The sequence below is a fragment of the Haladaptatus sp. DYF46 genome (genome assembly GCF_021083305.1).
Lineage (GTDB): Archaea > Halobacteriota > Halobacteria > Halobacteriales > Haladaptataceae > Haladaptatus.
Map to the genome: position 1 here is coordinate 1 of NZ_JAJFAY010000001.1, position 11,637 is coordinate 11,637.

At 59.2% G+C, this 11,637-nt stretch carries 12 protein-coding genes and 1 pseudogene; 7 read left to right on the forward strand and 6 right to left on the reverse strand.

What is annotated here, in order from left to right:
• From LJF34_RS00005 to LJF34_RS00025, 5 genes and pseudogenes are all read right to left on the reverse strand, one after another.
• Positions 1-82: pseudogene (locus LJF34_RS00005) on the reverse strand (IS6 family transposase); the annotation flags it as partial.
• Between the two features lie 154 nt (positions 83-236).
• The gene (locus tag LJF34_RS00010) at positions 237-404 is read right to left on the reverse strand and encodes a hypothetical protein (RefSeq protein WP_231182584.1); all 168 of its coding nucleotides are present in this window, start codon (positions 402-404) and stop codon (positions 237-239) included.
• A gap of 48 nt (positions 405-452) precedes the next feature.
• Entirely contained in the window at positions 453-1,457 is a 1,005-nt protein-coding gene (locus tag LJF34_RS00015; protein WP_231182585.1) for a bifunctional oligoribonuclease/PAP phosphatase NrnA, read from the reverse strand.
• A 225-nt stretch (positions 1,458-1,682) separates the two neighbouring features.
• Positions 1,683-2,912 carry an orc1/cdc6 family replication initiation protein gene (locus LJF34_RS00020; protein WP_231182586.1) on the reverse strand — a complete coding sequence of 410 codons (1,230 nt, stop codon included), beginning with the start codon at positions 2,910-2,912 and terminating at the stop codon, positions 1,683-1,685.
• Positions 2,913-3,685: 773 nt separating this feature from the next.
• Entirely contained in the window at positions 3,686-4,171 is a 486-nt protein-coding gene (locus LJF34_RS00025) for a pyridoxamine 5'-phosphate oxidase family protein (RefSeq protein WP_231182587.1), read from the reverse strand.
• Positions 4,172-4,390: 219 nt separating this feature from the next.
• Here LJF34_RS00025 and LJF34_RS00030 point away from each other — a divergent pair, with 219 nt between their 5' ends.
• The 3 genes from LJF34_RS00030 (at position 4,391) to LJF34_RS00040 (ending at position 5,500) form a co-directional block, all read left to right on the forward strand.
• A complete protein-coding gene (locus LJF34_RS00030) occupies positions 4,391-4,633 on the forward strand; it encodes a glutathione S-transferase N-terminal domain-containing protein (RefSeq protein WP_231182588.1) in 243 nt (80 codons plus the stop codon).
• 19 nt (positions 4,634-4,652) lie between these two features.
• Positions 4,653-5,186 (forward strand): cob(I)yrinic acid a,c-diamide adenosyltransferase, encoded by a 534-nt coding sequence (locus LJF34_RS00035; protein ID WP_231182589.1) that lies wholly within the window; start codon positions 4,653-4,655, stop codon positions 5,184-5,186.
• A gap of 92 nt (positions 5,187-5,278) precedes the next feature.
• The gene (locus LJF34_RS00040; protein ID WP_231182590.1) at positions 5,279-5,500 is read left to right on the forward strand and encodes a hypothetical protein; all 222 of its coding nucleotides are present in this window, start codon (positions 5,279-5,281) and stop codon (positions 5,498-5,500) included.
• Positions 5,501-5,540: 40 nt separating this feature from the next.
• Here LJF34_RS00040 and LJF34_RS00045 read toward each other — a convergent pair whose 3' ends face one another.
• Entirely contained in the window at positions 5,541-6,683 is a 1,143-nt protein-coding gene (locus LJF34_RS00045; RefSeq protein ID WP_231182591.1) for an acyl-CoA dehydrogenase family protein, read from the reverse strand.
• 364 nt (positions 6,684-7,047) lie between these two features.
• Here LJF34_RS00045 and LJF34_RS00050 point away from each other — a divergent pair, with 364 nt between their 5' ends.
• The 4 genes from LJF34_RS00050 (at position 7,048) to LJF34_RS00065 (ending at position 11,307) form a co-directional block, all read left to right on the forward strand.
• Positions 7,048-7,860 carry a lipopolysaccharide core heptose(II) kinase RfaY gene (locus LJF34_RS00050; RefSeq protein ID WP_231182592.1) on the forward strand — a complete coding sequence of 271 codons (813 nt, stop codon included), beginning with the start codon at positions 7,048-7,050 and terminating at the stop codon, positions 7,858-7,860.
• Between the two features lie 63 nt (positions 7,861-7,923).
• Complete coding sequence (locus LJF34_RS00055) at positions 7,924-8,433, forward strand: cupin domain-containing protein (protein ID WP_231182593.1); 510 nt, start codon at positions 7,924-7,926, stop codon at positions 8,431-8,433.
• A gap of 263 nt (positions 8,434-8,696) precedes the next feature.
• Positions 8,697-10,235 carry an aldehyde dehydrogenase family protein gene (locus tag LJF34_RS00060; protein ID WP_231182594.1) on the forward strand — a complete coding sequence of 513 codons (1,539 nt, stop codon included), beginning with the start codon at positions 8,697-8,699 and terminating at the stop codon, positions 10,233-10,235.
• Between the two features lie 574 nt (positions 10,236-10,809).
• Positions 10,810-11,307 (forward strand): DUF892 family protein, encoded by a 498-nt coding sequence (locus LJF34_RS00065; protein ID WP_231182595.1) that lies wholly within the window; start codon positions 10,810-10,812, stop codon positions 11,305-11,307.
• Positions 11,308-11,637 lie beyond the last annotated feature (330 nt).

An 11,637-nucleotide genomic window follows, 5' to 3' on the forward strand; every position in this document is an offset into this window, starting at 1 on the left:
CGGGTGTTGCCGTCCGCTCACGCTCCCAACATTCAAGCGTAGCCGTGTCTAAACACTTTTTGAGTAGGTTTGGGAGTAGCATCAATCACTAACTCTTCGACCTGCTCGTCCTTATCTAGACAGTGCTACGCGACGCTGTATTTCATATACCTGAATTCGGTTTATACGGTGTGGGACGCGACAAAGAATGTCGTCACTGAGTGGTGAAAACGGTCGGGAAAAGCTGAAAACCGAGGTTACGCCGACGCGGAGTCGATGTCGCCGTTGATTCGAACCAGTGCGTAATCACATTCGGAGCAGTGCCACTTCGTCTTCTCGCCGAGGTGGAGGTTCGTACTCGCACTGCGCCAGAACGTCTGTTCGGTTCCGCACTCCGGGCAGTCGTGTTGCATTTCGAGGCTCATACGTGCCCCTCCGTGTCTGACGAAGTTGAAGATACTGGTTTCGCGCCGCTACTCCTCTCCCCGTTCGAGATGCAAGGCGTCGAAAAATCGGTGTAATACGCGACGGGACGCGAACTGAACGAGTTCCTCGTCGTCGGCGTCCGCGTCGGCGAACAGACCGAGCGGAATCTGTGCACCGGCCATATCGGCGTGTCCCCCCGCGCTTCCGACGTCGCCGAACGCCTGTCGGAGGACGTTGCCCGCGTGAACCCGGGGGTCGATGGACCGCGCACTCATCTCCACGGACCCGTTGACGACGCCAAAGACGAGCACCGTATCCACGCCTTCGACGTTCAGGAGGTAGTCGGCCGCCTGCGCGAGCGCGTCGCGTTCGGTCGTTCGCCCGGCCGAGGTGGCGAGCGTCGCCCCCCGCTGGACGCGGTTTCGAATCGCCTCGCCGATGGCGTCCACCGTTGCCGGGGAAAACGCCGCACCGTACAGCTCTTCCAGCAGTTCGAGGTCGGCGTGCCGGCAGACGTAGAGTGCGGCCTCGTAATCGTGTGGCGTCGGATTACGAATGAAGTCGATCCGTTCGCGGTGGAGCGCGAACAACAACGCCGACCCGAGTTGGACGTTCACCTCGATGCCGAGGTCCTGTAGATACTCGACGAGAATGGTCGCTGTCGCGCCGTAATCCTTGCGTACGTCCACGAATTCGGCCGACGGTTCCTCCGTGGAGTGGTGGTCGATGATGATGTCCGGTTGTACCGAGTCGAGCTCCGTGTGGCCCGCCGGCGTCGAATGGTCGACGAACGCGACACGATCGAACTCCTCGGGGTCGAACGTATCGAGGTGGTCCAACTCGACGTGAAGGAGGTTGACGAACGCTCGGTTCTGTTGGTGGGAAATCGCTCCCCCGTAGAACAGTTCCACGTTTTCCACACCGGCGGATTCGGCGACGACCGAGAGCGCGAGCGCGCTAGCGATGCAATCCGGGTCGGGGTTGTCGTGGCAAACGACCGCGAGCGATTCGACCCCCGCGAGGTACTCGATTAACTCCTGGGCGCGGGTCATGTTGGCTGTTCGACCCGAGAAAGCATCAAAGCGTGGCTGGGTATCCGACGGAATTTGGGGAAATAAACTACATGTTGCGATACAAAATCAGGATGAGGGAATGAAAACGGTTCGGTGAAGCTCCGATCACACTTGCCGGGGACTGGTGTTCCCTCTTCGAAAGGTCACCGGGTCAATCGCTGGGTCGCTCTCTTCGGTTCTCAGCTCTCTGCCGGTTGCTGTGTCTCAAAAGTCGTTCTGGCACGCTTGAATGACGAGTTTCGGCTCGTCGTACAGGCTGTTGACCGTGTGCTTTCCCTTCCCTCTCCCGCGCCCTCGCTGGTCCTGTTTGATGAGATCGAGGAACTCCAGTTCGGTCAACAAATCCCTGACGCGCCGCTCTTTCAGCGGTTCGGAGTCCATCTGCTCACAGATCCGGTGGTACGAATGTTGGACGACTTTGTTGGGAATCACTGGTTCGTCCTCGTTCGACTGGTGGACCTGTGAGGCGAGTGCGAGTAGCACGTAGCGTGCGTGCGGTGGCTGTTTGGAGATGAGTTCCGAGATACGGTTCGCCCCTTCGCGGTCCTGTGCGACGTCGACGTGTTCGTCTCGAACGACGGATTTTCGCTCCTCCTCTGCGACTTCGCCCGCGAACCGAAGCACGTCTATCGCCTTGCGGGCGTCGCCGTGTTCGCGTGCCGCCAGTGCGGCGACCTTCGGAATCACGTCGGTTTCGAGAACGCCGTCCACGAAGGCGTCGCGCCGTGATTCGAGGATTTCCCGGAGTTGCGTCGCGTCGTACGGTGGGAAGACGTAATCACGCTCACAGAGGCTGCTCTTCACGCGCTCGTTCAACTCGTCTTTGTACCGGATCTTGTTCGAGATGCCGATGACGCCGAGGTTACACTCGTCGATCTTCCCGGCCTCGTTCGCGCGCGAGAGGTTCATCAGGAGGTTGTCCCCGGCGGTGTCACCGCTTTTATCGCCGATTCCTTCGAGTTTGTCCACCTCGTCGAGGATGATGATGGCGACGTCGTACATCTGTTCGAGAACCGTCCACAACCGGTTGTAGTACATCGAGGTGCTGATTCCCTGCTCCGGGATGGTCGTACCGCTTCGCTCCTCGTCGTTGAGTTGGGCGGCGATGGATTGGACGACTTGCGTTTCCGTCGAATCCTGTAGACAATCGATGTAGGCGAACCCGGCGTTGACGTCGTTCCGCCCGGCACGCTGCATCATCTGACGGCTGATGAACTTCGTACAGAGGGACTTTCCGGTGCCGGTTTTCCCGTAGAGAAAGATGTTGTTCGGGGTGTTGCCGTTCAGTGCTGGTCGAAGCGCCGTTCCGAGCCGTCGGAGTTCGTCTTCCCGTCCGATGATTCGGTCGCCGTCGGGGAGGTGTGAGACCTGCAAGAGTTCCTTATCGTTGAAGATAACCGTATCGTCGCCGAAATAATCCACTGACTCGGACATCTATAGACACGTATGTCGGGAGAGGCTATATAAAACTACCTCCACAATGCCGTTGTAAATATAAGAAACAAACGATAGGGGGTCTCTAACACCGTTTTCTGACACCTCGTTGCCGTTGTAACGACACCGGATTGCCGCTGTAACGGCCAGTCGAATGGCGTCGAACGGACACCTCATTGCCGTTGTAACGGTCGGAGTCGTTTAAATACGTGTGGATTCGAATTTTGGCTGGGACACCCCGGGTTGCCGTTGTAAGTTGGGGGTTGTGGTGGAGGGGAAAGGAGGGTGAAGATGGAGGTGGTGGAAGAGTGGGTGGGACGAGGGCGAAAATAGGATAACGGTAAAATGTAGGTGGGATATGCGGAACCGTGTGTCGGGGAATTCGATGGAGGAAACTCCGTTTTTCCGATGCTGAACGTCGAAAGCGTCCCTTACGAATAATGGGAACTTCTACTGGAATCAAGATGCGACTGAGTGCTATCGTTGATTTGCGACCCTCCTGCGGAGCAGTTAGCGGATTGGCTATTTAATTCTACTGCTTCGACATAGGTGTATCAATTGCTCGTCTCCGAATTATCGCGGGTTATGTATATTTATTGCCATCTACTCCTCCGTATCGATCATATGACGACCGGAAAACAGTTCTCTCCGGATTCAAAAACACGCTACCTAACTCCATTTGATGATTCCTCCGCCCTCAACTCCTCTACCCAGAACTTACAGCGGCAACATGGGGTGTCAGACAGATATCTCTGAATCAGATCGTTTTGGCATTACTCGAACTGCCATCTCGTCGCATCGTTCGGGTAGTCACTCCACGCGAAGACGATTTTCGGGCGCACCGCGAAGAATGGTGTTCCGTGGTGAATTCCGTATTTTCCCTGATACGCGGAATCGAGGCGTTCTTGCAGGTCCGTGTCGGTGACGCGCTCTGCGACACCTTCGACGATGACGACTGCTTCGCCGCTCTCTCGATGGACGACGACCCTGGAATCGACTTGCAAGTTCCGGACCCAGCGGGTTCGCTCCCCGCCGCCACAGAAAAGCGAGTCATCGACCCAGACCCCCCACACGGGACGGGCGTGCGGATGGCCGTTCGGTCGCGTCGTACAAATCCAGTAGTACGCGTCGCTCGCCATCTGCTCGCGTACGAACGTCCACGAGAGCATTCCGTCCTCCTCCTCGGGGATGGCGTAGCTCTGTTCGGTTTCCGGCCGACTCCGAAGCGCATCGAATTCCGCGACGTCGTTCCCCACCATCGATGGAAGTACGGCGTGAGAACGCAAAGAGATATCCATCACTCCACGACGACAGCCTCTCACTCCACAACGACTGCCTCTCACTCCACAACGACTGCCTCTCACTCCACAACGACTGCCTCCATTACTCCGCAACGGTAGCTAGCTATTCCAGGATGGTAGCTCACCGGCCATTCCGGGACGGTAGCTTACTTTACGCTCGCGTCCCATTGGTCGTGTATGAGTTCGATAACCCTCTATTCGCTCGACGGGTGCCCGTTCTGCCAGAAAGTCCACGACGCGCTCGACGACGCCGACATCGAATACGAGACGGAGTGGGTCGAAGCGCTCCACTCCGAGCGAAACGAGGTCAAACGCGTTAGCGGCCAACGCGGCGTCCCCGTCCTCGTGAACGAGGATTCGGGCGTCACGATGGCCGAGAGCGACAAGATCGTCGAGTACGTGGGGCAGTCGCTCGTATAAAAATGGAGCGATCACTCGCATGAAAATCTACACAGGACGCGGCGACGCGGGACAGACGGACCTGCAAAACATGTCCCGCGTCTCGAAGGCCAGTCCGCGAATCGAAGCCTACGGAACGGTGGACGAGGTGAACGCCCTCATCGGACGCTGCCGACCGACGGGTCACGACGACGTGGACGAGAACCTCCGCGAAATCCAAAATCACCTTCACATCGTGCAGGCCGACTTCGCCAACCCGGACCCGGACGAGGACGACCCGCAAGTAACCGGAGAACACGCCGACCTCCTCGAATCGTGGATGGACGCCTACGACGAGGAGTTGGACCCGCTCACCTCCTTCATCCTTCCCGGCGGAAGCGAAGCGGGGGCGAACCTCCACCACGCCCGCGCCGTCTGCCGCCGCGCCGAGCGCCGTGCCGTCGCGCTGGCCAGCGAGGAAGACATCAACGACGCCGCCGTTACCTACCTGAACCGACTCTCCGACACGCTGTTCGTTTTCGCCCGCGTGGTCAACAAGCGCGACGGGGAGCGAGAAGAGAGTCCGACGTACTGACGACACTTCTTTTACTACAGCGTCCGCTGTTCACACGAAAGCGTGTTCAGTTCTCCCACAAGCTTATGCCCCGGAACCAGTGTTGTGGCGATATGGCCCCCGCATTCTTCACCCTCTTCATGGTCGCGTTCGTCGCCATCGGTGCGTTGAACGTGCTGAAACCCCGTGCGATGGCGTGCCACCAGATGCGAGTGCGATACGGTGCGAAGGGAGATGTCGAATTCAGCGACTCGCGCATCATGATGCAGCGAGTGATCTCGCTCATCATTCTCGTCGTTGGCGTCTGGTGGATGCTCACCTCGGGATTCTTGTGAGGCATAAAACCGTTTTCGTCGTCTTCCCGATTTGCGTGACTTACAGCCCCAGTTCCCGCCCGATAACCAAATGCTGAATCTCGCTGGTCCCTTCGCCGATTTCCATCAGTTTGGCGTCCCGCAGGAACCGCTGCGGGGCGAAGTCTTCGGTGTACCCGTATCCGCCGAGAACCTGCACGGCGTCCTCGGAGACCTTCCGCGCCGATTCGCTGGCGTCGAGTTTCGCCAGCGCGCTCTCGTGGGAGACAGAGTAGCCTTCGTCGTACTTGCACGCTGCCTTGTGGGTCAGCAGGCGCGAGCGCTCGATTTTGCGGTCCATGTCCACGATTTTGTTGCGGATGGCGTCGAACTTCGAGATGGGCTTGCCGAACTGCTCGCGCTCCTGACTGTATCGGTGGGCCGCCTCGTAGGCACCTTGGGCGATTCCGGTCGAGAGCGCGGCGATGGAGATGCGCCCCCCGTCGAGCGTTTTCTTCGTCTGTTCCCATCCGTCGCCTTTCTCGCCGAGCAGGCGGTCCTCGGGAATCCGGCAGTCGGTGAACTGGATTTCACAGGTCGGCGAGGCGTTGAGTCCCATCTTGTCCCAGACGGTCGTGACCTCGAACCCGTCGTCCTCCTCGGGGTCGACGATGAACGTCGAGATGCCGCCGTAGCCCGCGTCGGAGTCGGTAACGGCTTTCACGAGGACGCTTCCCGCCTCGCTGGCGTTGGTGATGAACTGCTTCGTCCCGTCGAGAACCCACTCGTCACCCTCCTTCACCGCGGTGGTGTCCATGTCGCTGGCGTCGGACCCGGAACCCGGTTCCGTGAGCGCCCACGAACCGAGATACTTTCCCTCCGCGAGCGGCGTGAGCCACCTCTCCTTCTGTTCTTCCGTGCCGAACATCTCGATGGGTTTCGACGCCAGCGAGATGTGTGCAGCATACGAGAGACCGATGGACCCGGACACCCGGCCCAATTCCTCGGTGACGAGGGCGTACATCAACTGGTCGCCACCCAATCCGCCGTACTCCTCGGTGATGGGAACGCCCATCATGTCGAGGTCGGCGAGTTCGTCGAAGATCTCCGCGGGGAACCGGTGTTCGGTCTCTATCTCCTGTGCAATCGGCTCTATCTCCTCGTCGCAGAACTCCCGAACGGTGTCCCGAACCATCTTGTGTTCGCCGGGAAGGTTGAAATCCATGCGCAATTTTTGCGCGGGTTTCGCTATAAAGACACCGCCATTACTCCGTCATGACGAGGTCTCGTTCATTCCATTCACGAGACCACCGAAGCAACGTACGTCGCTTCGAGCCTCCGTTCACGTTGCTCACGGAGACACCGCTACAGTGTTGCTGTAGCGAGCCCCCACTCACTACGTTCGTGGGGACACCGAAGCAGGGAAACCTGCTTCGAGCCCTCGTTCGCTTCGCTCACGAGGACACCGCAGCAGCAACGCCGTTGCGAGCCTCAGCTCTTTCACTCGCGAACTCCGAAATCATCGTCCGCTAACTGACTATCCTCGACAGCGAGTGTCTTTATCAATAGGGGAGACTAACCAACCTTCGATGGGTATTCGGCGACTGGTTCGCGGCACGATAGAGTGGCCGCGCATCGAGGCGGTCATTCGAGAAATCGCGGAACGATACGATCGCGAGGAGGTTCGCGTCGAGTTCATCGACGCCGACAACTGGCTCTCGACGCCGTGCGTCGTGGACGACGAGTGGTTCGTCAAGATAACCACCGACCAGAACTCACTCGTCCACGCGTTGTTCACCAGTGTTCGAAACCTCGGTGCGTTCAGTAGCGGCACCGAGGGTTTTTTCGAACACTTCGCCGGACCGGACGAGATGGCCGAACACGAACTCGAAGCCACACGGAAGATGCGCGAAATCGGGCTGAACGTCCCGGCACCGATAGAGTCGTTCGAGTACGACAACCTCGGCGTACTGGTGATGGAGTACCTCCCGGACTTCGAGACGTTCGAGCAGATGCCCGAAGCGGAGGTGCGTGCGTACGCCACGAACCTCTTCGCGGCGCTGTCTCGTATGCACGAGAACAATCTAGCGCACGGCGACCTGCGCGGCGAAAACGTCCTCGTCGCCGACGAGGAGATATACTTCATCGACGCGACGAGCGTGAACGAGGAGCGAATCGACGAAGCGCGGTCGTACGACCTCGCCTGTGCGCTGGCGTCGCTCACGCCGCTCATCGGTGCCCGTGACGCGGTGGTGGCCGCCCGGGAGCATTACTCGTCCGAGGAACTCCTCGCCGCCCGCGAGTTCCTCGACTTCGTGAACATGCGCCCGGACCACGACTTCGACGCCGTGAGCGTCAAAGGCGAAATCGAAAAGCTCGCCGACGCGGAAGGAGGAAACTGAGGTTCTTGACGGAAATTTCACATCACCGGAACGCTCTTCGTTCCGGTCGGTGACTGTCACGATATGAACGACGAGCGACCGCGAATCATCAGTGAGTCGAACCTCGACTGGGACGAAGAATCACACGGCTCCGACTTCGCGATTCGGCGGAAACAACTCGGAGCGATGGCTGGCGGGGAGCGGTTGGGATGTAGTCTCTACGAACTTCCACCGGGCAAAAAATCGTGGCCGTATCACTACCACACCGGCAACGAAGAGGCGATTTTCGTCCTCGATGGAGCGGGAACGCTTCGAACCGAGGCCGGCGAACTGGACCTCGAAGCGGGCGATTACGTCGCGCTTCCGGTCGGGGAACGGTACGCCCGACGAGTCGTCAACGACTCCGACGAAACGTTTCGATACCTCTGCTTTTCCACCATGCGCGAACCGGACGTCTCGGTGTATCCCGATTCGGGAAAGTTCGGCGTGTTCGCGGGGTCGGCACCGGGCGACCACGACGGGAGAACCTTGGGCGGTTACTTCCCGCTTACCGCCGAGGTGGGGTACTGGGATGAGGGAGACGAGGAAGCGTAAGAAGAGAACTCGGAGGGAAGTAAGCGGGGGGAAGAGAGGGTAGTAAGCAGGGGGAAAGAGGGGAGTAAGAAAAGAAGACAGAGAGGCACCAATAGAGGAATACGGGAGAAGAGTACGAAGAGGCGGACGAGGGGAAGGGAAAAGCGGAACGACCACCAGCGAGTAATTGCCTATTTTCATCGCCCACGTCCGGTAAAATTCGCCTCGTTCGTTAGGAATTGGGAGTCTTTTTTAGCGTACCCGTCCGAGTTCTTCTCGAAGATATGAGTCAACAAGCCAGCGAGCAAGTTTACAGCCACTACATCGGTGGCGAGTGGCGCGACGGCGCGGGCGACGAAACGTTCGAGAGCGTCAACCCGGCGACGAAGGAGTCGCTCGGCGAGTTCCATCGCGGGACACCCGAGGACGTCCAAGCCGCCCTCGACGCCGCGGAGGAGGCGAAAGAGGAGTGGCGCGAACTTTCGTACATCAACCGAGCGGAGTACCTTTGGGACATCTACCACGAACTCCGAGAGCGAACGGACGAACTCGGCGAGGTCATCACGAAGGAATGCGGGAAGGAGATTTCGGAAGGGAAAGCGGACGTCGTCGAGGCCGCGCACATGGTCGAGTGGGCCGCGGGCAACGCCCGGCACCCGCACGGCGACCTCGTTCCGAGCGAGATTCCGAGCAAGGACGCCTACATGCGCCGCAAGCCGCGGGGCATCATCGGTTGTATCACCCCGTGGAACTTCCCGGTCGCCATCCCGTTCTGGCACATGGCCCTCGCGTTGGTCGAAGGGAACACCGTCGTCTGGAAGCCGGCGGAACAGACGCCGTGGTGCGGGCAGATCATCGCCGAGATGTTCGAGGATGCGGGCATCCCGGACGGCGTGTTCAACATGATCCAAGGCTTCGGCGACGCCGGTAACGCCATCGTCGAGGACGAGCGCGTGGACACCGTGCTGTTCACCGGGTCCTCGGAAGTCGGTCACAAAATCGCGGGCAAGGTCGGCGGCGAGCCCGGCAAACTCGCGGCCTGCGAGATGGGCGGCAAGAACGGCATCGTCATCACCGATGAGGCGGACCTCGATGTCGCGGTTCACAGCGCCATCATGTCCTCGTTCAAGACGACGGGCCAGCGCTGTGTCTCCTCCGAGCGCCTCATCGTCCACGAGGACGTCTACGACGAGTTCAAGGAGCGCTACGTCGAAACCGCGAAGGAAGTCTCCGTCGGCGACCCGCTCGACGCGGACACCTTCATGGGACCGATGGTCAACGAGGAACAGGTCGAGAAGTTCGGCAAGTACAACCAACTCGCCAAGGACGAGGGTGCCGAGGTGCTCGTGGACCGCGAGGAACTCGACGACGACGAGATTCCGGACGGCTTCGAGGACGGCTACTGGGTCGGCCCGTTCGTCTACGAGGTTGACTACAGTCCCGACCTGCGCTGCATCCACGAGGAAGTGTTCGGCCCGCACGTCGCCCTGATGAGCTACTCGGGCGACATCGAAGAGGCGGTCGAAATCCACAACGACACGCCCTACGGACTGGCCGGCGCGATCATTAGCGAGGATTACCGACAAGTCAACTACTTCCGCGACAACGCGGAGATCGGCCTCGCCTACGGCAACCTCCCGTGCATCGGCGCGGAAGTTCAGTTGCCCTTCGGCGGCGTGAAGAAGTCCGGCAACGGCTACCCGAGTGCCCGCGAAGCCATCGAGGCAGTCACCGAGCGGACGGCGTGGACGCTCAACAACTCGAAGGACATCCAGATGGCACAGGGTCTCTCGGCGGACATTAAGACTGAAGACGAAAACTGACCGGGAGGAGTCGAGCAAAAGCGAGACGACTCCTTGCAGTTTTCGTGTTCACGGAGGACGGGTAAATCTCCGTCTACCGTTCGCCGTCACGACGTCACAATCGACCGTTCGCCGTCACGACCGACCGTTCGAACTTTCTTTGGAACGCGCCGGTGAGACACGTCTACGGGATTTTTACGGTCACGTGCCGCACCCTATTCACGTACGATTCCGAAAATAGGTCTCTCGAAGAAGACGATGTTTCGATTTTGGTTCGCAAAGGTGGAAGACGACGGAGAGACGGGACGGGTGGGTGGTGGCTTCCGGAAGCCGATGTGGGTCCGACCAGTTCCCACGGAACGAAGCGCACAGTCCCAGTTGTTGTTGCCAACACACGACGAGAAAAGCGTCGTACACTGGCGTTCATCCATTTTGCCTTCTCGGTAATAAATCTGTGCAACTCGCGTCGTTTTTACTCGGTCTCCTCGACGATGGACAAACGGCGAGAGCGCTCCCGACGACCTGATAAATCCGTTGCACGTGCAACAGAGTCGCTTAGGGAAACTCCGCCGGTGTATCCTCATGCTGATTCATTATGAGTGGAGAGACACTGAACGACCTGTTTCTGGCCGGATTGAAGGAGATGTACTACATCGAAAACGAACTCTTCGACGCGCTGGACGAACTGGCGACGGAAGTCGATCACGGGGACCTCCAGAACGCGTTCGAAGAACACCGGAGCGAGACCAAGGACCACGTGGACCGTCTCGAAAGCGTGTTCGACCACATCGGAGTGGCCGCCGAGCAGAAGCAACTGTACGCGCTCGACGGACTCATCGAGGACCACGATGAGTTCACCGACGAAAATCCCGAACAGGAAGTACTGAACCTGTTCGACAAGGCGGCCGCGGAGAAGTCCGAACACCTCGAAATCGCGGCCTACGGCAATTTGGCCTTCATGGCCGACAAACTCGGTCACGACGAGGCCGCCGACCTGCTCGAAGAAAACCTCCGCGAGGAGGAGAACGCGCTGGACGAGTTGAAATCCATCAGCGAGCAGTACGACGTGGAGTCGGTCCCGACGCAGAGCTAAAGGACGACCGATTTGCCGCACCTCGTGACACGCTCGAAACGCGAAAATATTCGCGTTTCGAGCCCTGTCCGTCCACTATTGCTCGGGTGATTACACCTGCTTGCTAACGTACAGCCCGTCCTGATGATAGCCCTAGCTTGTCCCGCGACCTTTTTTGCGGTCGTGAGCCGAGAGTGAACGCGATTCGCGTTCACTCTCGGCCTTACTCCCTGAAAAAAGCTCGACCAAAAGCACTCCTTCCTCGCTCCGGAAGACCTCCGGTCTTCCGTGCTTGCTTCACTTCGTTCAGCAAGACTCCGCTCAGTCGTCGGCCCGCTCGCTTGCGAGGCG

Excerpts from the sequence above, each read along its gene's own strand:
- LJF34_RS00010 (WP_231182584.1), bottom strand. The coding sequence starts at position 404 with ATGAGCCTCGAAATGCAACACGACTGCCCGGAGTGCGGAACCGAACAG.
- LJF34_RS00015 (WP_231182585.1), bottom strand. The coding sequence starts at position 1,457 with ATGACCCGCGCCCAGGAGTTAATCGAGTACCTCGCGGGGGTCGAATCG.
- LJF34_RS00020 (WP_231182586.1), bottom strand. The coding sequence starts at position 2,912 with ATGTCCGAGTCAGTGGATTATTTCGGCGACGATACGGTTATCTTCAAC.
- LJF34_RS00025 (WP_231182587.1), bottom strand. The coding sequence starts at position 4,171 with ATGGTGGGGAACGACGTCGCGGAATTCGATGCGCTTCGGAGTCGGCCG.
- LJF34_RS00030 (WP_231182588.1), top strand. The coding sequence starts at position 4,391 with ATGAGTTCGATAACCCTCTATTCGCTCGACGGGTGCCCGTTCTGCCAG.
- LJF34_RS00035 (WP_231182589.1), top strand. The coding sequence starts at position 4,653 with ATGAAAATCTACACAGGACGCGGCGACGCGGGACAGACGGACCTGCAA.
- LJF34_RS00040 (WP_231182590.1), top strand. The coding sequence starts at position 5,279 with ATGGCCCCCGCATTCTTCACCCTCTTCATGGTCGCGTTCGTCGCCATC.
- LJF34_RS00045 (WP_231182591.1), bottom strand. The coding sequence starts at position 6,683 with ATGGATTTCAACCTTCCCGGCGAACACAAGATGGTTCGGGACACCGTT.
- LJF34_RS00050 (WP_231182592.1), top strand. The coding sequence starts at position 7,048 with ATGGGTATTCGGCGACTGGTTCGCGGCACGATAGAGTGGCCGCGCATC.
- LJF34_RS00055 (WP_231182593.1), top strand. The coding sequence starts at position 7,924 with ATGAACGACGAGCGACCGCGAATCATCAGTGAGTCGAACCTCGACTGG.
- LJF34_RS00060 (WP_231182594.1), top strand. The coding sequence starts at position 8,697 with ATGAGTCAACAAGCCAGCGAGCAAGTTTACAGCCACTACATCGGTGGC.
- LJF34_RS00065 (WP_231182595.1), top strand. The coding sequence starts at position 10,810 with ATGAGTGGAGAGACACTGAACGACCTGTTTCTGGCCGGATTGAAGGAG.